This is a genomic window from Erythrobacter sp. YT30 (genome assembly GCF_001542875.1).
Taxonomy (GTDB): domain Bacteria; phylum Pseudomonadota; class Alphaproteobacteria; order Sphingomonadales; family Sphingomonadaceae; genus Erythrobacter.
Window position 1 is genome coordinate 876,112 of the sequence record NZ_LMAF01000001.1, and the last position, 23,494, is coordinate 899,605.

Annotated in this window: 25 protein-coding genes; 6 read left to right on the top strand and 19 right to left on the bottom strand. The window is 56.9% G+C overall.

Annotation, left to right across the window (positions count from 1 at the left end):
* Window positions 1-42 precede the first annotated feature (42 nt).
* The 4 genes from fusA to AUC45_RS04255 form a co-directional block, all read right to left on the bottom strand.
* The gene (gene fusA, locus AUC45_RS04235; protein ID WP_067598544.1) at window positions 43-2,175 is read right to left on the bottom strand and encodes an elongation factor G; all 2,133 of its coding nucleotides are present in this window, start codon (window positions 2,173-2,175) and stop codon (window positions 43-45) included.
* A gap of 111 nt (window positions 2,176-2,286) precedes the next feature.
* Window positions 2,287-2,757, bottom strand: coding sequence for a 30S ribosomal protein S7 (rpsG, locus tag AUC45_RS04240; RefSeq protein ID WP_067598546.1), 471 nt, complete (start codon window positions 2,755-2,757; stop codon window positions 2,287-2,289).
* A 133-nt stretch (window positions 2,758-2,890) separates the two neighbouring features.
* Window positions 2,891-3,262, bottom strand: a complete 372-nt coding sequence (gene rpsL, locus AUC45_RS04245; RefSeq protein WP_007164630.1) for a 30S ribosomal protein S12 — start codon at window positions 3,260-3,262, stop codon at window positions 2,891-2,893.
* A gap of 476 nt (window positions 3,263-3,738) precedes the next feature.
* Window positions 3,739-4,272, bottom strand: a complete 534-nt coding sequence (locus AUC45_RS04255; protein ID WP_067598551.1) for a winged helix DNA-binding protein — start codon at window positions 4,270-4,272, stop codon at window positions 3,739-3,741.
* Between the two features lie 264 nt (window positions 4,273-4,536).
* Between AUC45_RS04255 and AUC45_RS04260 the strand changes: the two genes are divergently transcribed.
* Both AUC45_RS04260 and AUC45_RS04265 read left to right on the top strand, forming a co-directional pair.
* Window positions 4,537-5,271: a LuxR family transcriptional regulator gene (locus AUC45_RS04260; RefSeq protein WP_067598554.1), complete on the top strand. Its 735-nt coding sequence runs from the start codon at window positions 4,537-4,539 to the stop codon at window positions 5,269-5,271.
* Window positions 5,272-5,487: 216 nt separating this feature from the next.
* Window positions 5,488-6,153: a hypothetical protein gene (locus AUC45_RS04265; RefSeq protein WP_067598556.1), complete on the top strand. Its 666-nt coding sequence runs from the start codon at window positions 5,488-5,490 to the stop codon at window positions 6,151-6,153.
* Window positions 6,154-6,157: 4 nt separating this feature from the next.
* Here AUC45_RS04265 and AUC45_RS04270 read toward each other — a convergent pair whose 3' ends face one another.
* Window positions 6,158-6,676 (bottom strand): GNAT family N-acetyltransferase, encoded by a 519-nt coding sequence (locus AUC45_RS04270; protein WP_067598559.1) that lies wholly within the window; start codon window positions 6,674-6,676, stop codon window positions 6,158-6,160.
* Entirely contained in the window at window positions 6,669-7,460 is a 792-nt protein-coding gene (locus AUC45_RS04275; RefSeq protein WP_067598563.1) for a LysR family transcriptional regulator, read from the bottom strand. The genes AUC45_RS04270 and AUC45_RS04275 overlap by 8 nt, the downstream gene beginning before the upstream one ends.
* Window positions 7,461-7,886: 426 nt before the next feature.
* Between AUC45_RS04275 and AUC45_RS04280 the strand changes: the two genes are divergently transcribed.
* Window positions 7,887-9,395: a DUF1036 domain-containing protein gene (locus AUC45_RS04280; protein WP_197409503.1), complete on the top strand. Its 1,509-nt coding sequence runs from the start codon at window positions 7,887-7,889 to the stop codon at window positions 9,393-9,395.
* A gap of 8 nt (window positions 9,396-9,403) precedes the next feature.
* On the opposite strand, the gene apaG is transcribed toward AUC45_RS04280, so the two are convergent.
* From apaG to AUC45_RS04320, 8 genes are all read right to left on the bottom strand, one after another.
* Window positions 9,404-9,811: a Co2+/Mg2+ efflux protein ApaG gene (apaG, locus tag AUC45_RS04285; protein WP_067598569.1), complete on the bottom strand. Its 408-nt coding sequence runs from the start codon at window positions 9,809-9,811 to the stop codon at window positions 9,404-9,406.
* A 263-nt stretch (window positions 9,812-10,074) separates the two neighbouring features.
* The gene (locus AUC45_RS04290; RefSeq protein WP_067599074.1) at window positions 10,075-11,145 is read right to left on the bottom strand and encodes a hypothetical protein; all 1,071 of its coding nucleotides are present in this window, start codon (window positions 11,143-11,145) and stop codon (window positions 10,075-10,077) included.
* 1 nt (window position 11,146) lies between these two features.
* Window positions 11,147-12,220, bottom strand: a complete 1,074-nt coding sequence (locus AUC45_RS04295) for a phosphotransferase (RefSeq protein ID WP_067598572.1) — start codon at window positions 12,218-12,220, stop codon at window positions 11,147-11,149.
* A gap of 15 nt (window positions 12,221-12,235) precedes the next feature.
* Window positions 12,236-12,856, bottom strand: a complete 621-nt coding sequence (locus AUC45_RS04300; protein ID WP_067599077.1) for a 2-hydroxychromene-2-carboxylate isomerase — start codon at window positions 12,854-12,856, stop codon at window positions 12,236-12,238.
* Window positions 12,857-12,919: 63 nt separating this feature from the next.
* Window positions 12,920-14,434, bottom strand: coding sequence for a SulP family inorganic anion transporter (locus AUC45_RS04305; RefSeq protein WP_067598574.1), 1,515 nt, complete (start codon window positions 14,432-14,434; stop codon window positions 12,920-12,922).
* Window positions 14,435-14,622: 188 nt separating this feature from the next.
* Window positions 14,623-15,138, bottom strand: coding sequence for a cyclic nucleotide-binding/CBS domain-containing protein (locus AUC45_RS04310; protein WP_067598577.1), 516 nt, complete (start codon window positions 15,136-15,138; stop codon window positions 14,623-14,625).
* A gap of 280 nt (window positions 15,139-15,418) precedes the next feature.
* Window positions 15,419-16,639 carry an O-succinylhomoserine sulfhydrylase gene (metZ, locus tag AUC45_RS04315; protein WP_067598580.1) on the bottom strand — a complete coding sequence of 407 codons (1,221 nt, stop codon included), beginning with the start codon at window positions 16,637-16,639 and terminating at the stop codon, window positions 15,419-15,421.
* Window positions 16,640-16,688: 49 nt separating this feature from the next.
* On the bottom strand, window positions 16,689-17,240 hold the full coding sequence (locus AUC45_RS04320) for a TetR/AcrR family transcriptional regulator (RefSeq protein ID WP_233998520.1): 552 nt from the start codon (window positions 17,238-17,240) through the stop codon (window positions 16,689-16,691).
* Between the two features lie 74 nt (window positions 17,241-17,314).
* Here AUC45_RS04320 and AUC45_RS04325 point away from each other — a divergent pair, with 74 nt between their 5' ends.
* Window positions 17,315-17,725: a hypothetical protein gene (locus AUC45_RS04325; RefSeq protein WP_067598583.1), complete on the top strand. Its 411-nt coding sequence runs from the start codon at window positions 17,315-17,317 to the stop codon at window positions 17,723-17,725.
* Between the two features lie 44 nt (window positions 17,726-17,769).
* On the top strand, window positions 17,770-19,110 hold the full coding sequence (locus AUC45_RS04330; protein ID WP_067598586.1) for a phospholipid carrier-dependent glycosyltransferase: 1,341 nt from the start codon (window positions 17,770-17,772) through the stop codon (window positions 19,108-19,110).
* Between the two features lie 13 nt (window positions 19,111-19,123).
* On the opposite strand, the gene AUC45_RS04335 is transcribed toward AUC45_RS04330, so the two are convergent.
* The 5 genes from AUC45_RS04335 to AUC45_RS04355 form a co-directional block, all read right to left on the bottom strand.
* The gene (locus AUC45_RS04335; RefSeq protein ID WP_067598589.1) at window positions 19,124-20,230 is read right to left on the bottom strand and encodes a glycosyltransferase family 2 protein; all 1,107 of its coding nucleotides are present in this window, start codon (window positions 20,228-20,230) and stop codon (window positions 19,124-19,126) included.
* A 9-nt stretch (window positions 20,231-20,239) separates the two neighbouring features.
* Window positions 20,240-21,298, bottom strand: a complete 1,059-nt coding sequence (gene leuB, locus AUC45_RS04340) for a 3-isopropylmalate dehydrogenase (RefSeq protein ID WP_067598592.1) — start codon at window positions 21,296-21,298, stop codon at window positions 20,240-20,242.
* Between the two features lie 23 nt (window positions 21,299-21,321).
* The gene (locus AUC45_RS04345; RefSeq protein ID WP_067598594.1) at window positions 21,322-21,924 is read right to left on the bottom strand and encodes a DNA repair protein RecO; all 603 of its coding nucleotides are present in this window, start codon (window positions 21,922-21,924) and stop codon (window positions 21,322-21,324) included.
* A gap of 18 nt (window positions 21,925-21,942) precedes the next feature.
* Window positions 21,943-22,191 (bottom strand): accessory factor UbiK family protein, encoded by a 249-nt coding sequence (locus AUC45_RS04350; RefSeq protein ID WP_067598597.1) that lies wholly within the window; start codon window positions 22,189-22,191, stop codon window positions 21,943-21,945.
* A gap of 67 nt (window positions 22,192-22,258) precedes the next feature.
* Window positions 22,259-22,807 (bottom strand): TspO/MBR family protein, encoded by a 549-nt coding sequence (locus AUC45_RS04355; protein WP_067598600.1) that lies wholly within the window; start codon window positions 22,805-22,807, stop codon window positions 22,259-22,261.
* Between the two features lie 369 nt (window positions 22,808-23,176).
* Between AUC45_RS04355 and AUC45_RS04365 the strand changes: the two genes are divergently transcribed.
* Window positions 23,177-23,443, top strand: coding sequence for a hypothetical protein (locus tag AUC45_RS04365; protein WP_067598606.1), 267 nt, complete (start codon window positions 23,177-23,179; stop codon window positions 23,441-23,443).
* The last annotated feature ends 51 nt before the right edge of the window (window positions 23,444-23,494 follow it).

The following is a 23,494-nucleotide window of genomic DNA, read 5'->3' on the forward strand; positions in this document are numbered from 1 at the left end:
GGCCCGCTGAATCAGGCGCCGCCCCTAGCCTTGCTTGGTGTGTTAAGCAAGCTTCTCCTTAACTTCTGCAGCAACATTCGCCGGCACTTCCTCATAGTGAGAGAACTGCATGGTGTATTGCGCCCGACCTTGCGTGAACGAACGAAGCTCATTCACATAGCCGAACATGTTTGCAAGCGGTACGAATGCTTCGACTGCCTGCGCGTTGCCGCGACTGTCTGTGCCTTGGATTTGTCCGCGGCGACTGTTCAAGTCACCGATTACATCGCCCAGATAATCCTCAGGCGTCACGACTTCAACCTTCATCACTGGTTCAAGCAGCTTGATCCCTGCCTTTTGTGCCGCTTCACGCATCGCGCCGCGACCGGTGATTTCGAATGCGACCGTGCTGGAGTCGACATCGTGATACTTGCCGTCAACCAGGCGAATGGTGAAATCGATGATTGGGAAGCCAACGAGGAAGCCGCTCTCGGCTTGCTCGCGCATGCCCTTTTCAACCGACGGGATGTATTCGCGCGGAATGTTACCGCCCTTGATCTCGTCTTCGAAGATGATGCCCTGGCCGCGTTCACCCGGAGTGACGACAACCTTGGCTTCACCGAACTGACCCGAACCACCCGACTGTTTCTTGTGGGTGTAGGTAAGCTCGACTTCGCGACCGAGCGATTCACGATACGCCACTTGCGGTGCACCGACATTCGCTTCGACTTTGAACTCGCGCTTCATACGATCGACAAGAATGTCGAGGTGAAGTTCGCCCATGCCCTTGATGATCGTCTGACCGCTTTCGTGGTCAGTCGTCACACGGAAGCTTGGATCTTCAGCTGCCAGACGATTGAGCGCAACACCCATTTTCTCCTGGTCAGCCTTGGTCTTGGGCTCAACGGAAAGCTCGATCACGGGATCGGGGAATTCCATCCGCTCAAGAATGATGGGCTTTGATGGATCACAAAGCGTGTCACCCGTGGTCGTCTCTTTAAGACCTGCAATCGCAACGATATCGCCGGCAAACGCCTCATCGATATCTTCACGGTTGTTGGAGTGCATCAGCAGCATGCGGCCGATCTTCTCCTTCTTAGCCTTGACCGAGTTCAGGACGCTGCCCTTGGTCAGCTGGCCTGAATAGATGCGGGTAAAGGTAAGCGAACCCACGAACGGATCGTTCATGATCTTGAACGCAAGCGCGGAGAACGGCTCGTCATCAGAAGACGGGCGCGTTTCTTCTTGGTCGCTATCAGGAAGCACACCCTTAATCGCGGGCACGTCCAGCGGTGATGGCATATAGTCAACCACGGCATCAAGCAGCGGCTGAACGCCTTTGTTCTTGAAAGCAGAACCACAAAGGACAGGAACGAATGCGCGCTCCATGGTGCCCTTGCGGATCAGTTTTTTGAGTGTCGCAACATCAGGCTCATTGCCTTCAAGATATGCTTCCATCACGTCATCGTCTTGCTCCACAGCAAGCTCGATCAGCTTCTCACGATACTCAGCGGCCTTGTCAGCGAGGTCGGCAGGGATTTCGACGTGCTTGTAGCTCGCGCCGAGACCTTCCGATTCCCAGATGATCGCACGGTTGCCAACCAGATCGACCACACCCTGCAAGTCACTTTCCGCACCTACGGGGAGATAAAGAACAAGAGGTGTCGCGCCGAGACGATCAATGATCGACTGCACACAGTAATAAAAGTCCGCGCCGGTACGGTCCAATTTATTTACGAAGCACATGCGAGGTACGCCGTACTTGTCTGCTTGACGCCAAACAGTTTCCGATTGCGGCTCTACTCCGGCAACGCCATCGAATACTGCGACTGCACCGTCCAATACTCGCAAGGAACGCTCGACTTCGATTGTGAAGTCGACGTGGCCTGGCGTGTCGATGATGTTGATGCGGTGCTTTTCCTGACCTTCGCGCAGAGCTTCGGGGTCGCTCATTGGATCCTTTGTTGGATCCTCAGCGGTCCAGAACGTCGTGGTAGCGGCGGAAGTGATTGTAATTCCACGCTCTTGTTCCTGCTCCATCCAGTCCATCGTCGCAGCGCCATCGTGCACTTCGCCGATCTTGTAGGACTTTCCGGTGTAATACAGGATACGCTCGGTCGTCGTAGTCTTGCCAGCATCGATGTGCGCCATGATGCCGATATTGCGATAGCGCTCCAGCGGATATTCGCGGGCCATATGCCTATTCCTTAAAGAGAGAGTTCGGGGGCCAACCTCAAACGGTCACGCGCCCCATATAGTTGCAAATGTGACAGGCGGAAGTCCAACATTTCCGCCCGTCCACATTCTTTACCAACGATAGTGCGAGAACGCGCGGTTCGCATCGGCCATCCGGTGCGTGTCCTCGCGCTTCTTCACAGCGTTGCCGCGATTGTTTGCTGCATCCATCAGTTCACCCGAGAGACGCGCGCTCATCGTAGTTTCAGGACGACCACGCGCGGCCGAGATCAACCAGCGAATGGCAAGCGCCTGAGCGCGGTCAGGGCGAACCTCAACCGGCACCTGATACGTAGCACCACCCACACGGCGGCTGCGCACTTCAACCTGCGGCTTCACATTGTTCAATGCATCGTGAAACAGCTGCACCGGATCGGCTTTCGCCTTGGTCTCGACTGTATCGAGCGCTGAGTACACAATTCCTTCAGCAACGGCCTTCTTACCGTCCAGCATCAGGTTGTTCATGAATTTCGACAGCACCTGATCTCCAAACTTGGGATCAGGCAAGATTTCCCGCTTAGGCGGCTGACGACGACGTGACATGTTTTCTTACTCCTTCGGAGAGCCGCTCGCATCCGCGAGCGTCTTGCGGCACCGGCCCTCTCCCCCGCCCTTCCACCCGGAAATTATCCCTATGGATGGAAGCACGGGGGAGAGGACCGCCGCCGCGTCTCAATTATTTAGGCCGTTTCGCCCCATACTTAGACCGGCTCTGCTTGCGGTCCTTCACCCCTTGCGTGTCGAGCACGCCGCGCAGCACGTGATAGCGCACGCCGGGAAGGTCGCGCACACGGCCGCCGCGGATCAGGACAACCGAGTGCTCTTGCAGGTTGTGCCCTTCGCCAGGGATGTAGGAGATGACTTCGCGCTGGTTCGTCAGGCGCACCTTGGCAACCTTGCGCAGCGCCGAGTTCGGCTTCTTCGGCGTCGTTGTGTAGACGCGCGTGCAAACACCGCGCTTCTGCGGGTTCTGCTCCATTGCAGGGACCTTGGATTTGGCCTTCTGCGGAGTGCGGCCCTTGCGGACCAGCTGGTTGATCGTTGGCATATTATCTCACTTCGTTCGTTGCGCGCCCCTTCCGAGCGCAAAACCGGTTCCCACTTTTGCTGAAGGGAGCGCGGCGCTTGCCAATTCCCTTGCGCATTCGGCAAAAACCGAAATCTCGTATTCAAATGCGCGGTAAGAGAGCAAACAAGCCCCGAACCGCACTGGCACTTTCATGAAGATGGAATGGATCAAAGTCCGCGCTTAAACCGTCATCCCGGCAAAGGCCGAAAAGCGGCAAGACCAAAACGCCGCACTCTAATGCGGCCGCCTCGCCAATAAGCGCGAGCTGAAAACACTCCACCCAGACGAAACCGCCGGATTACTCTGCCGACCGTTTACCACGGAGGTAACTTAGGCCGCCATTGTTTAGCTCTATGTTTCGAGGGGTGATCCTGCCGCAAAGGCGAGGCCACTCCTCAAGTGGGGTGCCCGTTAGAGAGGTTTTGGTGGGGGGTCAAGGGGAACTGAGGGGACCCTTACGCCCAGCGTTGCAGATAAGCCTTCATGTTGTCGATCCCTTTCGGGGTGATAACGATGAATCCTCTCCGCCGATCTATCGGATCGCTTCGTTTCTCAGCCAGACCTTTCTCGATGAGAATCGTTATCCATCGATAGGCCGTTGTGGCCGGAACGTTTGCGGCACTCACCACCTCCTTAATTATCGGGACCCGGTGATCTGCGTTAGCTGAAAACAGATAAAGCAAGATATCCCATGCAGGATCAGCGAATATTCCGGGTTCGAAGAATTCAGCTCTCTTTTCACGAGCTTTAAGCCAGTTTGAAAAAAAATCTGGATCAGAAATCCTCGCACCATTCACAGATTTATTGAAAGTGGAAGACTTTCTCTCAATATTATAACCATCTCTTTCTTTTATCGAAATTTCATCTGAATCAGGATCCCCCAAATCCTGGCTGTGTTCTGAAATTCTCACAGCAGTTCTCATCTTACGAATGAGGTATTCGGCCTGCATAAGGTCAAATTCGATACTTCTTTCATTACCCTTTTTCATTTTGCGCCCCAAAATGGATTAACCATGATCCCATAACGGACATAACTTCAGAAACGCATTAGTATTGTCACCTAACCAGTCTACGTAGAATTACTTTGTCCCCCAATTCAGTGACAAAATTTGAAGATAAATATTAACACTTGTAAACAGAGAATTATGTAACTCTTGAACACACATGATCGTCTCCTCTCCAATCACCCCTTTGGAGAATTTAATCCCTTCCGACCTCGACAGTGTGTTAAGACTAATGCGAATTCTAGAGAGATGATCGCATATCGGGGCAATGCCTTGCAGAGAGCACTGGAAGAAATTGAAAGGCTGGATGATCCCGGCGAGATTTACAGACTGGCGTTTGCGAAATGCCGTGACTTAGGAGTTATTAGGCAAAGCGCCCATTTAACCCCACGATCAAGACTGCCAAACGCCGTGAGCGTTGCGGTTTGCAGCGATGGTTATTCGGACGACTGGGTCGAATTGTATGAAAATGCGGATTTTAGGGCAAAAGATCCCATTCCTGCGAGAACCATCGCGCATGGTTCGATGCTAAAATGGTCTGACGCAATGAAATTGCAAAAGAATTCAGCCGCGCACGAAGAATACTTCGTAGCCATGAAAGACTTTGGACTGATCCACGGTTGTGGGATTCCGCTTTATGGTCCTGATGGAAGGGAAACCTACGCTTCATTCGATTTTGGCAAGCCCATCGAAGACATTAAGCCAATGACGGTTGGCACTGTGCGAGCCATTGCGCAATGCGCGTTTCAGAGAATATCTATCTTACTAAAGCAAACTCAAACCTTGCCGAAGCTATCGAAGCGAGAAGGCGACGTATTAAAATGGATTGCCCAAGGTAAATCGGTAAGCTCGATAGCGGTGATCCTCGACCTGTCACCTGAAAGCGTAAAGACTTATGTCAGACGACTCTACACAAAAATGGAGGTCTCAGATCGGGCAGGCTTAGTGCTCAAGGCGAACCGGTCAGGAATCCTTCGCTGGTAGACAAGAACCTGCTGACCTACTGCCCCCTATCGCCAACTTGACGCCGGGCGCGTCTGGATGCTCACCGAACCCGATCATCAAATGCTCGCTCCGCAAGAGGCAAATGCGCGGCTGTTCGAGTAATTGCGACGGGGGTGATGCGGTGAACTCCCCTCCCGCAAGCCGATGAAGTATATTCATTTTCCTACTCGCCAAAAACCTGCTCCAAGCTTGTGGATGAGTAGCAATCTCCCCGTCCCCACTCGCAAACTCCCCAAGCAAGCCACCAGCCGTGTCGCATTCGTGCGCGATCCTCTGGAGGACGATGATCCGCTGCTTGCCTTTGAGCCCTATATGCATGCGCGTCCGCGCTCGAACTCGATTACGCCTGATCTCCAGCGCACCTTTATCGCGCATCTCGCGGCAACAGGCATCGTCACCAGTGCGGCGCGCAAGATTGGGCGATCCATGGAGGCTTTGTACAACCTCAAGCAAAAACCGGGGGCGGAAGGGTTCAAGCGGGCGTGGGACCGGGCCGTGCAGATGGGGGTGGAGCGGCTGGAAGATACAGCCTTGGCGCGCGCCATCGAGGGATCGGAGCGCAAGGTCTACCGCGATGGCGAGCTGGTGGGGACCGAGCGTTTTCACAACGAGGCGCTGGTGATGTTCTTCCTGCGCAACCGCCTCGCCGATCGCTACTCACCGCAGGCGCATATCGCTCCGGGGCATCCGGTGTATGAGCGGATCCGGCGCGAGATCGAAGAGGAGCGGCGGCGCGAGGCCAACGATCCCAAGGTAATTCAGGCGGTGCGCGACAGCATCGACCGCAAGATCGAGGCATTGCGGCTGAAGGTTGAGCGGGAGAAACGAGAGGCGGAGGAAAAAGAAGCGAAAGGCTTCTAGACGGCTAGGCTTCCGAAGGCCGCAACTTGCCATAGAAATACATGTCGCACACGCCGATATGCGTTTCCTCATGGTGCTTGATATGAGCATCGCACGTAAATCCCAGCTTCTCGATCAGCCGGAGCGAGGCGGTGTTGCGGGTGTCAATCTCAGCAGTCAGTTTTCGCGCGCCTGTTGACCACAGATGCGCGATCAAGGCCTCCATGCACTCGCGTGCGATGCCCTCACCCTGGCGGTCCTTGCACACGATATAGCCGATCTCTAACACCCCATCGGCAGGGCCGGGAACAGCGACAAATCGCCCCGCGACCTCTCCCGCTTCATCGATCGCGATCCAGCTGAGCCCTGGCCATTCCGGGTCGGCGAGCCAGTCCCACAATTGCTGCTCGCTTTCGAACGGAGGGTGCGAGAGATACCGGCATTGCGCTTCATCACCGAGCGTCGGAAAAAGCGCCGCCTCATCCCCGTGCTGCAAAGGGCGCATTTTAAAGCGGAGTGTTGTCAGAACTTCGATGTCAGCCATCAGTCAAAAATGCGACCAGTGCTTTCACCTTCTTGCTGCGCCATTGCGGCGTGGGTGCGACTAGCCAATAGGCGCGGCGGCTTTCCTCCGGCCCTTCAAGCGCTGTAAGAGCGCCGCTTTCCAGTGCCTTTTCTACCAGTGGTAGAGGCAGCACCGTCTTGCCCATCCCTGCCAACGCAGATGAAAGCGCTTGCCCCGCAGATCCAGCCTTGATGCACGGTTTGACACCTTCAGGAAGCGAGGCGCCGGGCCAGTCAATCCACGCATCGCGCGCTTTTGGAGCGACGACAGTCACGCGTTCAGCAGGCGCCAATTGCACGCCTTCAAGATCGCCTGGCCCATCGACCAGCCGGATCGCAAGGTCGAGATTGGCCTCGGTAAAGTCGGCATTTTCATCGGCGACAAAGGAATAGAGCACGCCCGGCGTGTCCGCTTGAAAGACAGCGAGACGCGGGCTCAGCCATTCGGCGTAAAATTCACGCGGGGCAGCGATGGTGTACCGGTCCGAGGCTTGACCTGCCTGCATGGCCTGCACGCTTTCTTCGAACCGCAAAAACCCTTCGCGTAAAGGATCAAGGCCCGCCTCCCCCTCAGGCGTCAGCTCCAATCCTTTCGATGTGCGGCGGAAAAGGACCACGCCCAGATGATCTTCCAGCGCGCGGATTTGCTGGCCGACGGCCGCAGGCGTTACTGCAAGCTCATCAGCTGCGCGGGTGAAGGACAAATGCCGGGCGGCGGCATCATAGACACGCAGGGCGTTCAGCGGGAGATGGGTGCGCTTCATGGTGGTTCTGCGCCTAACCGCTCACCAAGGGCACCGCAACAATTGAAGACCCTCCCCCGGTGCGGCCCCAACATTGCCAGAGCGAGAACGCCGCGTTCAGCGCCCGTTTCTGGTTCAGGGCGAATAGTGGTATTAGGCATTCATTGGGGAAGAGGGGCAAGTCAGGTGGCACAACTCTTTTGGAATGGGCAGCGAAGGCTCTTTTGCGCGCTGACTTTCGCGCTGGTGAGCCTAAGCTTCGCCCCACTAGGAAGCCTGCTAATCGAAGCCCCTGCTTCCGCAGCCAAGGCCGCAAATTGCGGTAATCTCAACCAACGATCCTGTACCATCGCCGATGCACGATATTACAAGATCGGCGCGTGCAAAAAGGGATTGGAGCCCACCACCTTTCTCGGCGGGAAATGCTCAAAGTCTCGCTCGAGCGTCATGAGGGACGCAGGCAATGCGATCAAGGCAAACAGCGGCGCGCTGGCGCAGGTAGCCGCAGCCTGGAGCCGATGTCTTACCCCTGGACAATTGATCAAGGCAGCGGGCAGCAGAGACAGTTTCTACGGCGCAATCTCGCAAAGCGAATGTCTCAGCCAAGTGCGAGCCGTCGCCAAGAACGCAGGGTATGGTCACGTGACCATCGGCGTTTCGGCAAGCCTTGGCGTCGGCATTGGCGGTGATGTCGAAACGGGCTTTGCCTTTGACGTGGCCGGGCAAAATGCTCCGGTGTTCTACCAAACACGCGGACTGACTTATTTCAGCTTTGGCGGCGGCAAAGCGATTGTTCTTGGGCTCGGCAAAGGTCCAGCAACAGTCAGCAATATTGCCGGGGATGAACTCAGCTCAAGCAGAACCTTCACTGCTCTGAAAGGAGGCGGCGCAGGCGCATCGTTCAGCTATCAGGGGCAGTTGCAAAGCGTGGCGGTGATCCTGACAGCAGGCGCAAAGGGCGAATGGGGATACAGCCGCACCAATACCGTCGCGCGCAGCACCTCGCGAAAAATGCCAGCAATCGCATCTGAGTCGCGTTCGGGTGGCTACAACAATGGTTCGAGCGATAGCTACGACCCCGCCCCATATGTTGCGCCTTCCGAACGCTCGACCAAGCTGCGCCTCTGCAATGAGACCGACGAAGAGTTCATTTATGCAGGATTTGGGTTCTGGGACGATGGATCGGCGATGGGTGAGACCGGCTGGTCCGCCAAAGGCTGGAAGAAAATCGGCAAAGGCCGCTGCCAGACAACGACCATTCCCAACTACGCGACCGGAGAGGCGTATGGCGGCGATGTTTACCTTTTCGCCACGGCCAACGGAGCATGGTGGGGACGCGGCGCGGTGGCGATGTGTGTCCTGTCGCCCGATGCGAATGCGCCGCTGAGAATGGCTAATGTGGATCGCGGTTGTGTCACTGATGATCCTGATCTTTTTGATACCGCGACATATGAAGTGCGCGACATTCCCTCATCGCAGCGGACCACATTTGCCTTTACTGGTGCGCCCGATTTTTCGCCAGCGCCTCAGCAAGCTTCTCTGCCGGCATACTCGGCCACCTTATGTAATAAGACGCCTGCTCCAGTTCTCTATACTGGTCTCGGGATCGAGGGGCCTTCGAGAACCTATGCTCACGCATGGTTCGAAATCGCGCGCGGCGAATGCCGGACACTCGATCTCGCCAATTCAGATGGCACACCTATGGGATCGAAGATCTATGCCTTCGCAACGGATAGAAAGCGTGTTTGGGGCGGGACAAACCAGGTCTTTTGTCTGCGGGATCCGGCACAATTCGGAAGGCTTTCTGACACACAGACCAATCGCTGCGGTCAACCAAGTCAGTTTCGCGCCCCAACCCGGTTGCTGGGACAGTTGGACCTCAAGCCCAATCTTTCGATGGAATTCACAGGCGCATCAACCAACGCCTTCGTTCTGAACAGTGATAAAACTAACTGAGCCGTAGCTTACGAGCGCCCGTCCGCCGTTTCAGGAGCGGCAAGCGGGAAGAACGGGATACGCACCTCAACCGGCGTGCCATCATTGCGCGAGAAGGTGTAGAACCCTTCCATTGAGCCGTGCGGTGTTGTAAGCGGGCAACCCGAAACGTAGTCGTGGCTTTCGCCGGGGGAAAGCAGCGGCTGTTCGCCAACCACGCCTTCGCCATCAACATGGTTCACCATGCCGCGCGCATCAGTGATCCGCCAATGCCGCGTGCGCAATTGCAGCGGTTCGTGAGAGCCGTTTTCAATCCGTATATGATACACCCAAAACCATTTCCCCGCTTCCGGATGCGATTGCTCCGGCAGGAAATTCACCGCAACGCGTACGGTGACGCCCTCGGTAATGGCAGCGTGTTGAAACAGCTCTTTCATACACCTCTCAGAGTAAGCATTATTGCACCAGCGACAAGTACACCAACGCGCTTAATCCCGGCTGTATCCCGCATAATTTTCATTTCGTGTTCGATGTAGAGGCCCGCGTCTGGCGGGCCAAGAAAAACAAGCTCCAACAATCAATGCATTAGCGAAGCGAAATCGCATCGTCGTGCGGAAATGAGATTGGTCCAGTTGCGCAGGCAGTGCAGGGTAGCGGTCGAAAACAGGGTCCGTCTTTGACGCGCTGTTTTTTCTCCCTTTCAAATGCCATGTAACCCTAGAGGTTCATAGGGGCCGAGGATTAGCTGTTCGAAAATGCCTGTGCCTATTGCATCGCCTTCGACCGCGCAGATCATCTGGACGTGGCGGTTTTCCATTTGGGCGGGATCAACTGCGGCGAGGTCGAATTCCTCGCGCTCTGTCTTGAGGGCTCCCTGGTAGACGCCGTGTCCCCAGCTGGGGTGAGTGTATCCGATGCCTTTCATTTGGAAACGATCGCGCACGCTGAGGCGCAGGCTGGAAGGCGCGCCCTTCACATTGAGATCAAGAGTGGCAGAGGCTGGCCAACGCGATCCTTCGATTAGGTCGCATGCAAGCTTGCCCTCGCCTTCTACGAGCGCTCCCTCGCCCGCACCATCAGCTGCCCAGACTGCGCGCGTGTTCCAAGGCGCGCCATCGTTATCGGCGTTGATGTGGAAGAAGATCGAGCCACCTTCCACATTGAGCGGCATCCATTGCCAGAAAAACTGCGGTATCGGATTGTCGGGCATGGGCTGCGGATCGCGCGCGCCGATGGGGCGCACACCCCAGCTTCGGTCGCGCGTGCCCAGCGTGCCGGGGATCATCTCCTGTCGCGCCCCATCAAGCGCAATCCAGCCAGCATAATGCCCGTTCTGAGTCATGCGCGAATAATCCATAAACGCGCGCGGGCCGATGCGGTGAGTAAAGCGCGGCTCAGCGATAGGAAATGCGCGGCCATCGAACGTGAACTCGCCTTCGATCCCTTCGCATTCGTCGATCGTGACTTTCAAGCGCTGCAAAGGCTCGATCACTTCGATCGCAATGGGGCCGGCCCGCAGCGCAATGCGCTCCATATTGAGATGCGTTGATGCGTGGAGCGCGTATTGCTTGCCATCGCGGATAAAGCTGAAATGCGCATCTGCCAGGTCCAGATGCGGGTAGACGCCAAATGCGAGCGCGAAGAAATTGCTGCCATCGGGCGCATAGCCGTTGAAGAAATACCGATCGTAAAAATTGCGATCCGTACCGGCAAATGCGATGGGTTCGGGCGTCTGGTGAATGGGAAAATCATCACCGCGGGACAAGACCATTTCAAACACTCTCCTTTAAGGCGCCCAGAGAATTGTGCTGAAGCGCAAGTGCACAAGCACCGCGCGCCATGGACAGGAAATTGGCATCTCCGCGTTCTGTGCGCTCAACAAAGGCAGCGCTGAACACCGCTGTCGTCAAACCATGGAGCGCGCCAACGCGATAGTCGCGCCATATGTGATCGCGTGACAGGGTGACACCATATTGGGCCATTTCGCTGCAATAGAGCGCCAACAATTCATCCTCATGCCTGCGGCGAAGCTCGTCGCCGAATCCAGTGCCCATCAGATACCCGATATCGGTCATCGCGCGGCCCGCCACGATTGTCTGCCAATCAAGAATAGCAATGGGCTCTGCTGCGTCCTTGATATCGAACAGCATGTTGTCGAGGCGAAAGTCTCCGTGAACGATGCATTGCGGTGGAGACAGGCGAACCGCGCTCAGTTCAGGAAGGGCTGCGACCGCTTCGCACAGCGCCATGTATTCGCGCTCCAACGTGCCGGAATAGCGCTCGCGAAATACTGCGTGTGCTTGGGGGTAAAGCGCGTTGACCTGCTGCGTGACGGCCTGTGGTGTGTGGAGCCAGTCTGCACCGATGATGGCCTCGTTTTCCCAGCTTGGCCCGTGAATGGCCGCCGCCTGGCGGATTGCGGCGCGCGCTTCTTCGATGTCGCAGCCAGCCAACTGATCCCCAACACGCGCCGGGCCAAGATCTTCGAACAGAAGGATGAATTCGGTGCCTTCTGCATTCATCTCGGCATGCGCAATCTGCGGCGTCCGAACGGCCAGATGCGGGGCAATGTCAGTGTAAAAACGCACTTCCTTTGCATACAGGCCAAGCATGGCGGCGGTTGCGCGGCTTTTGGGGTCTGCTGCAGGAAACTTGGCAGCAAGCGTACTTCTTTTGCCGTCCGCGTGCTCAAGGTGGAAGCGTACGCTGTCGCCGACCTGACCCGTGCCTATCGGCTCCCATGACTGGGCCAGGATTGGCCCTTTCTCTGCAAATGGTGAACCTTCAAGACGCCGCTCCAGCCATTCAGCGCTGACGTCATCCGCCTTCGCGGGAAATCCGCTCATCAAATGTCACTCCCCTCACCCCTTCGCCAATTCATCCTCAATCTGGGCGAGGCGCTCCTTGCCGAAAAACATTTCTGTATCGCCGCCTTTTGGCCCCACGAACATGGTGGGAATGCCAAAAGCACCGCGCTCGACAGCATGATCGGTGTTTGCGGCAAGACCCTGTTTCACTTCGTCCGTTTGTGAGCGCGCGAACAGGTCTTTTGCATCAAAGCCCGCTTTGGTGACGGCAGCACCTAAAGCTTCAGGGTCGCCTAGATCGATGTTTTCTTCCCAGATTGCAGGCAGCATCCCTTCGACAAACTGCACCCCGCGCCCATCCTGATCGGCCGCATAAAGCATGCGCTGCAGCGTGATTGAATTGAAGGGGAATTGCGGATGCATCTTGTACCTGGTCAATTGATGCGTTTCGATAAAGCGCCGGATCTCGAGCATATCGTATTCGACTTTGCCCTTCACATCCTTGTTTCTGATCATCGGGGGTGCGTTGCCTGTTAGCTTGTGCATCCCGCCAAGAAACACGGGCGTTACGTCAAGCTCTGCGCCCGTGCGCCTCATCAGATCACGAAGCGGCCACCAAATGAAATAGGCATTGGGACTGACAAAATCGAAAATCAGCTCAACACGGTTGGCCATGACATTCTCTCCCTTTTGATAGGTGAGTTGCATGGTGAAACCGGATTGGCAAGAGCCGTCACATCAATGCGGCGCGAGCCCCTGCTCCAATCCCGTGCGATCTTCCAGCGCAAACCGATCAACCAGATCAGCGCTAGCCCGGTTCATGCCGACTACTCGAACATGGCGGCCATTACGGCGCATCCGTTCGACCGCTTTTTCAAGCGCTCCGATAGCCGAGATATCCCAGAAATGCGCTTGCGCCACATCGATGATGACATCGTCGGCCGGGTCCTCCTGTGCGCTCTCAGGGCCAAGCATGCGCTGGAACTTGTCCGAGCTTGCAAAGAACAGCTCACCACGTACGTGATAAACCGCAGAATGCGGACGGCGCACGCGCTCTACGGTGAAGAGCGAGCGGACTTTATTGGCGAAGAAAATGCCCGACATGAACACACCGACGACCACGCCCAATGCAAGATTGTGCGTCCATACGACGACCACGACGGTCGCGATCATCACAAGCGAGCTTGATGGCGGGTGGATGCGCAGGTTCGGGATCGAATTCCAGCTGAAAGTCCCAATGCTCACCATGATCATCACCGCGACAAGAGCGGGCATGGGCACCTGGCCCACATAAGAACCCAGCACCGTCAGCAGGAACAGTAAAAACGCACCAGCGGTAAAAGTCGAGAGGCGCCCTCGCCCGCCTGATGCAATATTGATGACCGATTGCCCGATCATCGCGCAGCCGCCCATTCCGCCAAAGAACGCTGCCACGATGTTGGCAACGCCCTGGCCAGCGCTTTCGCGCCGCTTGTCACTATCGGTGTGGGTCATGTCATCGACAATCTGCGCGGTGAGCAGACTTTCAAGGAGGCCGACCGCCGCCATCGCAAGCGAATAGGGTGCAATGATTTGCAGCGTTTCCCAAGTCAGCGGGACGTCTGGCAGCGCGAAAGTTGGCAAGCCATCGGGCAGATTACCTTCGCCTGCGACATTGTTGACTGGTAGGCCCCAAAACACCGCCGCCGCTGTCAGAAGGACGATAGCAACAAGCGGGCTCGGCACGACTTTGGTGATACGGGGAAAGCCATAAATGATAGCAAGGCCAACAGCGACCATGATGTAGGTCTGCACTCCCACGCCATCATTGTAGGGGTTCAACTGCGGGATCTGCGCCATGAATATCAGGATTGCGAGCGCGTTTACAAAGCCTGTGATCACGCTGCGCGATACAAACTGCATTAAGAGATCGAGCCGCAGAACAGCCGCGATGCCTTGAAAAATGCCCATCAGAATGGTTGCGGCAAACAGATAATCGACACCGTATTCGTCCACCAGCGGGATCACCACAACCGCGACAGCGGCAGTCGCTGCCGAGATCATTCCGGGCCGCCCGCCGGTGAGCGCGATTACCATGGCAATCGCGACGCTCGCATAAAGGCCAACGCTGGGGTCCACCCCCGCAATAAGCGCAAAGCCAATTGCCTCTGGGATCAGGGCGAGCGCTACGACGATGCCTGCAAGAATATCAGCACGCGGCTGCGCAAGCCAATCGCGTTTGAACGTAGCCGCGAAAGAGCGGGTCTGGGCCATGGGCGAAAGTGTCCTGAGTCTTTGGCGCAGTCTGATCCCAATGCGCCGGGAGAGAGTGGCCAAGCGCCTAGGGATAAATGCTGCATTGCACAAGCAGGCGATGTTTTAGATGCCGCTTTGCCGTTGTTGAAACTTTGAGACAGAGTTGGAGCCGCCAAATGGCCCAACAACACTTTCACCCTCGATCGTCAGGTGAGGCTGGCCACTGCAAACACGATTGCTGCGGTGTAGATAAACATGCTCACAAGGATGAAAGTCGGGTTTACCCTCTCTGGCAGACTTGCCCGCGCAAGTTCCTGAGCGTGTTCGAAAAGGTCGGGCCAGGTATATGAAACAAAGTCGCCCTGCGACATGACCGCGACGAGTTTTCCGTTGTCATCAACAATCGGGAGACGCCTGAAGCGCTCGTTTGACATCATCCTCAGCCAATCGAGCAATTCGTCGTTGGCTTTCGCGGTTTTGACCGAGGTGGTCATTATCTGATCAACAGTGGTTTTCTTGGGTTCGAGCTCCTCTGCGATCAAACGGCGAAAGATGTCCCGCTCGGTCATCATCCCGACGACGTTTTCATCCTCGTTCACAACGATGATCGAACCGAAATTCTTTTCGGCCATTTCTTTCACTGCATCGAAAACCACGGTTTCGGGAGAGCAGGTGAGAGGTTGCGGTTTGTTTGCAAATTCCTTGCGATCACTAATCTTCATTCGGCTTTTTCCTCATATCTTGCGCCGAAGGGTTCGCGACATGACGAAGCCAATAAAAGGTCGAGGGCGGCCGCGCCCCAAGGAGCGGTGGCTAGATGCCTTTATCCTGCCAACCAAATTGGGAAGGCGACACTTGAGTTCCCGTTGTGGAAACGCCCCTGAGAACTTCGTGATGCGCCAAACTCTTCGGTAATTCTCATTTATTTCAACGCATCACACGAAAATTGTTCCGCAGTGATTTTCAAAGCGGCGCGATTTGGTGGAGAATCTTGGGCGAGGTCTACCGAATGCCAGCGCGTGCAAGCGCCTGATCCATATCCTCAATCACGTCGGCCACGTCTTCTAGGCCAACATTGATCCGCAGCAGTCCTTCGGTAACGCCCATTTCTGCGCGTGCTTCCTCGCTCATGCTGGCGTGCGTGGTCGATGCGGGGTGGCACATCAGGCTTCTCGCATCGCCTATATTGTTGGAGATATCGACCAGTTCGAGCGCGTCGAGAATGGCGAAAGCAGTATCCTGCGTGCCCACGTCGAACGCGAAGATCGGGCCAGTTGCCTCCATCTGCTTTATCGCAAGATCGTGGCGCGGATGGCTTGGAAGGCCGGGATGCAGCATTCGCCCGCCTGCCTTTTCGATGCGCGGTTCCAAGAATTCACCCAAAGCCACGGCGTTTTCGCTTTGGCGGCGAGCGCGCAAGTCCAGCGTTTCAAGGCCCTTGTGCACCACCCACGCGTTAAACGGGGCAATGTTGGGGCCGGTGTTGCGCTGAAAGGGTAGAAGAACCTCGTTAATCCACTCCTCGCTCCCGCAGATGGCACCGGCGAGCACTCTGCCCTGTCCGTCCATCAGCTTGGTTGCAGAGTATGCGACTACGTCAGCACCGAATTGCATCGGCTTTTGCAGCGCAGGTGAAGCAAACGCGTTGTCGACCACCATGGTGATGCCATGCGCCTTTGCCAGATCGCACACGAACTGAAGATCGACGATATCGAGCGTGGGGTTTGCGGGCGTCTCGAAGAAGAACACCTTCGTGTTTGGCCGGATCGCCGCTTCCCATGCCGCATTGTCGGCGCTGTCGATTACGGTCGTCTCAATCCCGAAACGCGGGAGCAGATTATCGACCAGCCAGCGGCATGAGCCGAAAGCCGCTCTCGCCGCAACGCAATGATCGCCTGCGGAAAGCTGACACAACAACGAAGCTGTCATCGCTGCCATCCCGCTTGCTTGTGCACGGCACGCCTCTGCTCCTTCCATCAGCGCGATGCGCTCTTCGAGCATCGCAACCGTTGGGTTCTGGAGTCGCGAATAGGTCATCCCATCGGCTTCGCCCGCGAACCGATCTGCCACCGTTTGCGCATCTTCATAGGTGTAACCAGAGGTGAGGAACAAAGCCTCACTCGTCTCGCCATGTTCGCTGCGCCATGTGCCGCCACGCACCGCTTGGGTTTGCGGGCGCCATTTGCGCGTTGCCGCGCGGTCCATGCCTGTGGTCTTCTTCATCGCCAAGCCGATTAGTGGGGAGCGCGTAGGGTTACAAGCCGCGTGTTTCTTAAAGACCGCTCGCCGGGATGCCATCGCGGGCGGTGACTTCATGCCCCACAGCATTCAGCATTAGTGTGCCTTCCATTAGCGTCAGCAAATAACGCGCGCCGCCAGCAGGGTCAGGATCATCAGCGGGCATTTGCCCTTCGAGCCAAAGGAGTTGCTTGGCAATCATCGCTTCAGCTGCATCGCGATAACCAGGCAGTCCGCGCGCAGAGCCTGCAACAATCTCCCACCAAAGGACCATGAATGGCTGCATCATGGGATGGCTTCCCTGCGCCATAACGCGCTCAAAACACTCGCGGCGCGTTTTGGGCCGCTCCGCCCCTATCGCCGCATCGAGCGCTGCTGAATAGATACCAGCGATATGATCGAGCAATTCGGTAATCAGCGTTTCCTTGTTGCCGAAATGATAGATCAGCATCCGGTCTGACGTGCCAGCAGCCTTGGCAAGCGGACGCAAGCTCGCGCCGCCCAGCCCATTGGTGAGGACATGACTGGCGAGCAGTGGAAGCAGCGTTTCCTTTGACATTTTGGGCTTTGCAGCAGGCATCGTCATTTTGCTCTTGTAGCGAGCCCTACAATGGAATAACAGAGTATGTAGCACTCGCTACAAAAATAGGAGATTCTATCATGGACACTCTGCAAATCCTCTTCTTCGCCATTATCAGCGCCAGCACCTTGGCGGGCATCTACATCCTGATTGCCAAACCTCAAAAGGGCAATGCTTTGGTCGCAGCGCTGCTTTGTGCGGTGTTTTCCGGTTATACTCTGGTGCAGATCGCGCAAGAAGGCGTGGTGATGTTCTTCACCAATCACGCAAGCAACCTTACAGGCATTCAAGTCTGGTGGGATCTGGTGATGTGCGTGGTGATCGCGTTTTTCTTCATCGCTCCGCGCGCACGGGCGCAGGGGATGAACCTCGTGCCCTGGGCGCTTCTGATCGGCACAACTGCCAGCATCGGATTGCTAGCCATGTGCGCGCGATTGTTCTGGCTTGAAAACCAAAGCGAAGGCGCGTCCGCAAAGGCAGCCACCACCTAAACCGGCTTGCTCTCGTTCGGGCGCGCGCTTAACACGCGCGTCCGATGTCGCCGGTCGCACCTCCAGAGACTTTTGCACCCGAAGAAGTGGGGCCGCCGCCCCGGCCCAGCGATCCCTGGGTATGGTGTTTGGTGATCCCAGCTCTGTTTGCGGCGCTCGCCAGTTTCCGGCTCAGCATTCCCAGCGCGCCCTACTTTGACGAAGTGCATTATTTGCCCGCCGCGCGTGAATTGATTTCAATGGGGTTGGGAGAAGGCGGCCGATACCTCAACCCAGAGCACCCCCTGCTGGGCAAGCAATTCATTGCGTTGGGTATCTATCTCTTCGGCGACAATCCGCTGGGCTGGCGGATCATGTCGCTTTTCTTCGGTACGCTCACGATCGCTGCCAGCATGCGCGCATTATGGCAGGCAAGCCATGATCGCTTTGCGGTAATTGCGTTCGGCATACTTCTGGCAACCGGTTTTCACCTTTTCGTCCATGCGCGCATTGCGATGCTCGATATCTTTATGGCGGCATTCCTGAGCATCGCCGCCTGGCAATTCGCCGCAGCTTGCCGCGAACCTGAAACAGGGCGATGGCGCTTGGCTGTGACAGGAATTGCCATCGGTTGCGCTCTGGGATCAAAGTGGAACGCGGTGCCGCTCGCAATGGTGCCGGGCCTCACATTCTTTGCGGCGCGCCTCTCTGCAGGTCGCCGCCGCCTAGTCGCCAGTACGCGAGGCATTCCTGTGCCCGGCATTTCTCTGGCCGAGGCGTTCGTTTGGCTCGGGTTAGTACCGCTCACGATCTACGCGCTCACTTTTGCGCCTGGGTACTGGCTGGGCGAGTATCTGCGCCCTTCTCCCCTTGCGGAGGCCGGATTGATCGGATTTCATCAGGAGATCCTCGCACTGCAACAGCAAGTGCTTGCCCCTCACAATTACCAGAGCACTTGGGATCAATGGGTGCTTAACACGCGCGGCATCTGGTATCTCTACGAATATGCAGATGGCGCGCAGCGCGGGATCCTGCTGATTGGCAATCCTCTGACGATGCTGCTGGGGCTGCCCGCGCTTATTTGGGCCGCAGGCACGGGGATTGTTCGCGGCGATTGGGCCAAACTGGGCGCTGCCATCGGGTTCGGCGTGAGCCTCGGTCTGTGGTTGATCGCGCCCAAACCTGTGCAATTCTACTACCATTACATGATGCCCAGCGTATTTCTGCTGGCCACCCTCGCCCTGTGCTTGAGCGAGCTTCGCAATAATGGCTGGGCGAAGTGGAGCTATGGCATTCTGGCCGCATCAACCGCGATGTTCGCTGTGTTTTACAAGGTTCTGTCCGCCGCACCTCTGGACGGGCCAATGAGCTTTGCTGATTGGACCTGGATTTCAGGGTGGATGTGATGCCGAAGGGACGCTACCCAAACCGTCCCCAGACAAACCGGCTCGACAACGCATAATTCCAGACCGAGCCGATTAGTATCCCGGCGAGCGCTGCAAGCGCCCAATACGCGCCGCTTCCCTCAAGGAAAGTCGCAACCGCCACATTGGCGAACCCGCCCACTGCGCAGGTTGCGCAAAAGCCTGCCCAGCCGCGCAGCACATCGCCCCAGCCCTTGAGCCGCTTGTCGCGATAGGTCAGCCAGTTGTTGAGCCAGAAATTGAAGCTCATCGCGGTGAGGACTGCAGCGGCCTGAGCAAGCGTAAATGAGAGCGCGAACGCTTCATCAAAAACGAACAGCAGACTTGTCAAAACGGCAAAGTGCACAAGCACGCCAAGTGCTCCCACCGTCCCAAACAAGGCAAATCGAGTTGGGATAACTCTGCCCAGCAGTTTGTCATATAGCCCGGCGAGGAAATCGAAGAGCACCGCACGATCAAGCTTGCTCGTCCCTTCGCGGCGAGCAGCAAAGTTCAGCGGAAATTCCTGAACGCGCATGGGCGTTTGCGAAGTTGCGAGCAGATCGAGCAGGATTTTAAAACCGATGCCTGAAAGTCTTGGCACCAAACTGCGCGCGGTAGCCGTGGGAAGCATAAAGTAGCCGCTCATCGGGTCGGTCAATTCAACTCCCGTAATCCGGCGGGCGACTGAATTGGCTAGGCTCGATAATCGCTCGCGCTCTGGCTCAGCCCAATCCAGTGTACTCGCTCCGTCGGCAAAACGGCTGGCGACCGCGATATCTGTTTCTCCCCCTTTCAAGCACTCCAGCATTTTCGGGAGCAGCGCGGGATCGTGCTGGTGATCGGCGTCCATCACCGCGACATATTCTGCCGCCGTTGCGCAGAAACCTTCGATCGCTGCGCTTGCAAGTCCGCGCCGACCGATTCGCTGAATCACGCGGACGCGGCGGTCAGAGCCGGCCAGCGCGCGCGCCTCATCGGCAGTTCCATCCTTGCTATCGTCATCGACGATCAGGACTTCCCACCCCTCATAGCCCAGCGTGCTCTCGATACGCTCAACAAGCGGCGCAAGATTGCCGCGCTCGTTGAGCGTTGGGAGAACGATGGCGAGAGTGAGCGGCATTGCCCTGCCCTACAATCGCTCCAGCACCGCATCGCCAATTGCAGAAGTGCCGTGCGTACCGCCAAGATCACCGCCGTGGATCCTGTCAGCGAGCGCCTTTTCAACTGCGGTTTCGATGCGCGCGGCCTCATCGTTCTTGCCAAAGGAATGGCGCAGCATCATTGCGACTGAAAGGATCGTCGCCATCGGATTTGCTTTGCCTTGCCCTGCTATGTCAGGCGCGCTTCCATGGATGGGCTCGTAAAGGCCATAAGTGCCATGCGCTGTCTCTCGTGCACCCATCGAGGCACTCGGTAAGAGCCCGATGGACCCCACCGCAGCGCTCGCCAGATCGGACAGAATATCGCCAAACAGATTGCCCGTGACCATGACAGAGAATTGCGCAGGGTTTGAAATGATCTGCATCGCGGCGTTATCGACATACATGTGATCAAGCGTCACATCCGGATAGCGCGCGGCTTCGCCCATAACCGTGTCGCGCCACACCTGACTGGTTTCCAAGACGTTCGCTTTGTCAACCGAGGTGAGCTTCCCGCCTGACCCTTGCGCCGCTTTGAAAGCCACTTCTGCAATCCGGCGCACTTCGCTTTCCGAATAGGACATCATGTCCCACCCTTCGCGCGCTCCATCATCGCTTTCACGAATACCCTTGTCGCCGAAATACACATCACCCGTCAGCTCGCGAACGATCAGCAGGTCGAGCGCGCTTGCCACGTCGTGTTTTAAGGGCGACAGATGCTCGAGCCCTAAAAACACCTTTGCCGGGCGCAAGTTTGCAAACAGTTCCAGCTCTTTGCGCAGGCCCAGCACCGCCTGTTCGGGGCGCAAATGCCGCTCCAGCCCGTCGCAAGAGGGATCACCCACCGCACCAAACAGCACCGCATCCGCTTCACGCGCCATGGTGAGCGTTTCGGCTGGCAGCGGATGGCCGTGCCGGTGATAGGCCGCGCCGCCCACATCGCCTTCGAACAAGGTGAGGCCAGGCAGTTCCAGGTTCTCCAAAACCCGCACTGCTTCGCGTGTCACCTCAGGGCCGATCCCATCGCCTGCCAGAACTGCAATTTTCATGTGTGTGCCTACTTCACCGAGCGTTACTTGATCATCCGGGCTAGCCGCTCTCCAAGAGCGGTGCGCGCGGCCATAACATCGCGAGAGCGCTCGGCAAGCAGGTAGTCGCGGATCGGCTTATGCAATTGGCGGAATGCCTCGAATTGCGTCTCGAGATCGCCTTCCATGTGAGGCTTGGCCCCGCCATATCCCATTTCGAGCAGTAGCATGCTCTCATAAGCGACCATTGCAGCAAGCCATCCGCGCGCCGAGGGCGCATGGCAAATCGCGGTCAGCAGCGCATACAGTGTATCATAGAGCGCCGGGAATGGCTCACGCTCGGGCAAGGCGCTTGCCGTGATTGCACAGGCCCACGTTATCGCAGCAGCTGGCAAGGGCTCGCTCAGCCAAGGGCCGCAGCTTTCTTCAAGCTCACATTTTGCAAATGGCAATTGGCTGGCTGAACGAGCGCGCAATTCCAATGCGACGCGATTGCCGGGGATCATGACGGGACGCAATTGCCGCCCTCTGCCTCCCGCGACATAGCCTGCAACAAGCCCGTATTCGCTGGTCAAAAAACGCGCAATGCATGCGGTCTCGCCATGCGCGCGTGATGATACAAGGATGGCAGGAGCGGAGAGGATCACGCCCCTGGCCCGGCAGGCTTATTTGGAAAGCTTAGCCTCAAGCTCAGCGACTTTGGTTTCCAAAGCGTCAGCCTGTTCGCGCGCTTTTTGCGCCATGGCTTTCACCGTATCGAATTCTTCACGACTGACGAAATCCATGCCGCCCATCGCCTCACGCACTCGTTCGCGCGCATTCTCACGCGCTTCGCGTGTCATCCCTGCCATGGTTCCGGCGGCGGAGTTTGCGAGTTTGACGAAATCGGCGATGATCGGGTTTTGGCTTTGCATGGAGCGCTATTTGGGGATGTTTTTGGGTTTTCGCAAGCGGATCTGCACGGGCCGGTTGGCAAATATCCTAAAGCTCGATCCCAACTGCCGCGCCGCTCCCAGTTCCTTCGCCTCCATCGGGATTCTCGACGATGAATTGCCAATTGAGCGCGGTCGCGAAACACACCCATGCGAGATAAGGCAGCAACAACAGAGCTGCGATACGCCGGACGCGCCAAAAGAGCGCTATCACGAACAACAGGCTCACGACTACGTAAACGAGCACATAAAGCCCACCGGTCATATTTTGCATTCCGAAGAAAACCGGGGTCCATGCAAGATTACCGATGAAATGGAGCGCGAATGCTATGATCGCGATGCCCCTTCCGTGCGCGCCCCAAGCGCTCGCGACAAGCGCGACCGCAAATCCGATTACGACATATAAAATGCCCCAGACGATCCCAAAAGCGGCAGAAGGCGGGAAGATCGCCGGTTTCGTAAGGCTTTGGAACCAAGGCGTTTGCGGACTGCCCAATTGTCCGGCGACGAATCCTAAAAGAACAATCAAAGGCACAAGAAAAAGCAACCAGCGCAGCAGGCTCGCTCGCAATTGCGCCTTGGATGCAAGAATGTTCATTCGGACCTCTTGATTGCCCCGACCATTTCAATCCCGCCAGCTGTGTTGGACACATCAGCGGCGGTGTCACTCAGCGTTCGCCACATAGGGACAAAGCCCCAAGCGATTCGCCTGATTGACACAGCGCCTCCGCGTACACGAGCAGCCCCAATGCGCCAATCATCCGGCCCAAACTTGTCGCGCAAAACCCAGTTTTCCGCCAGCTTTTGGACGAATTTACAAAAGGCATGTGCGTTCCCGAATGATTGTGATAGCGTCGCCACATTCTTGCCGTGATTCGGGGTGCGCCTTGGCAGGACTGGACGAATTTGCGTGCCTCACTTTCATCCTATGGGTTCGTGGAGAACTCTTTTTCGGGGAATGAACATAATGAAAAAGACCAACTTTGCATCGATGCTCGCCGTCACCGGCGGTCTCGCACTCGCCACCGCTGCTTGCTCAGCTCCTGCTGAAGAAGCTGCTGACACCGGTGCAGACACCGAAGCAAACGCTGACGCATGTGCCGGCGCTGAGTGCGGCGCTTGCGGCGCAGAAGGTTGCGAAGCTGCTTGCGGCGCGGAAGGCTGCGAAGCTGCATGCGGTGCAGAAGGCTGCGAAGCTGCTTGCGAAGCAGAAGGCTGCGAAGCTGCCGAGTAATCGGCGTTTCTGCCGGGCCTCAATGGCCTGACACAATTTGGCCGATGGCAT

Coding starts and splice junctions, on each gene's coding strand:
- rpsL (WP_007164630.1), bottom strand. CDS start 3,262: ATGCCAACGATCAACCAGCTGGTCCGCAAGGGCCGCACTCCGCAGAAG.
- AUC45_RS04330 (WP_067598586.1), top strand. CDS start 17,770: ATGTCGCCGGTCGCACCTCCAGAGACTTTTGCACCCGAAGAAGTGGGG.
- AUC45_RS04280 (WP_197409503.1), top strand. CDS start 7,887: ATGAGGGACGCAGGCAATGCGATCAAGGCAAACAGCGGCGCGCTGGCG.
- AUC45_RS04310 (WP_067598577.1), bottom strand. CDS start 15,138: ATGAAGATTAGTGATCGCAAGGAATTTGCAAACAAACCGCAACCTCTC.
- AUC45_RS04295 (WP_067598572.1), bottom strand. CDS start 12,220: ATGAGCGGATTTCCCGCGAAGGCGGATGACGTCAGCGCTGAATGGCTG.
- leuB (WP_067598592.1), bottom strand. CDS start 21,298: ATGAAAATTGCAGTTCTGGCAGGCGATGGGATCGGCCCTGAGGTGACA.
- AUC45_RS04325 (WP_067598583.1), top strand. CDS start 17,315: ATGGACACTCTGCAAATCCTCTTCTTCGCCATTATCAGCGCCAGCACC.
- AUC45_RS04300 (WP_067599077.1), bottom strand. CDS start 12,856: ATGGCCAACCGTGTTGAGCTGATTTTCGATTTTGTCAGTCCCAATGCC.
- AUC45_RS04320 (WP_233998520.1), bottom strand. CDS start 17,240: ATGACGATGCCTGCTGCAAAGCCCAAAATGTCAAAGGAAACGCTGCTT.
- AUC45_RS04260 (WP_067598554.1), top strand. CDS start 4,537: ATGATCGCATATCGGGGCAATGCCTTGCAGAGAGCACTGGAAGAAATT.
- metZ (WP_067598580.1), bottom strand. CDS start 16,639: ATGAAGAAGACCACAGGCATGGACCGCGCGGCAACGCGCAAATGGCGC.
- AUC45_RS04290 (WP_067599074.1), bottom strand. CDS start 11,145: ATGGTCTTGTCCCGCGGTGATGATTTTCCCATTCACCAGACGCCCGAA.
- AUC45_RS04305 (WP_067598574.1), bottom strand. CDS start 14,434: ATGGCCCAGACCCGCTCTTTCGCGGCTACGTTCAAACGCGATTGGCTT.
- AUC45_RS04350 (WP_067598597.1), bottom strand. CDS start 22,191: ATGCAAAGCCAAAACCCGATCATCGCCGATTTCGTCAAACTCGCAAAC.
- apaG (WP_067598569.1), bottom strand. CDS start 9,811: ATGAAAGAGCTGTTTCAACACGCTGCCATTACCGAGGGCGTCACCGTA.
- AUC45_RS04355 (WP_067598600.1), bottom strand. CDS start 22,807: ATGAACATTCTTGCATCCAAGGCGCAATTGCGAGCGAGCCTGCTGCGC.
- AUC45_RS04255 (WP_067598551.1), bottom strand. CDS start 4,272: ATGAAAAAGGGTAATGAAAGAAGTATCGAATTTGACCTTATGCAGGCC.
- AUC45_RS04365 (WP_067598606.1), top strand. CDS start 23,177: ATGAAAAAGACCAACTTTGCATCGATGCTCGCCGTCACCGGCGGTCTC.
- rpsG (WP_067598546.1), bottom strand. CDS start 2,757: ATGTCACGTCGTCGTCAGCCGCCTAAGCGGGAAATCTTGCCTGATCCC.
- AUC45_RS04270 (WP_067598559.1), bottom strand. CDS start 6,676: ATGGCTGACATCGAAGTTCTGACAACACTCCGCTTTAAAATGCGCCCT.
- AUC45_RS04275 (WP_067598563.1), bottom strand. CDS start 7,460: ATGAAGCGCACCCATCTCCCGCTGAACGCCCTGCGTGTCTATGATGCC.
- fusA (WP_067598544.1), bottom strand. CDS start 2,175: ATGGCCCGCGAATATCCGCTGGAGCGCTATCGCAATATCGGCATCATG.
- AUC45_RS04335 (WP_067598589.1), bottom strand. CDS start 20,230: ATGCCGCTCACTCTCGCCATCGTTCTCCCAACGCTCAACGAGCGCGGC.
- AUC45_RS04265 (WP_067598556.1), top strand. CDS start 5,488: ATGAGTAGCAATCTCCCCGTCCCCACTCGCAAACTCCCCAAGCAAGCC.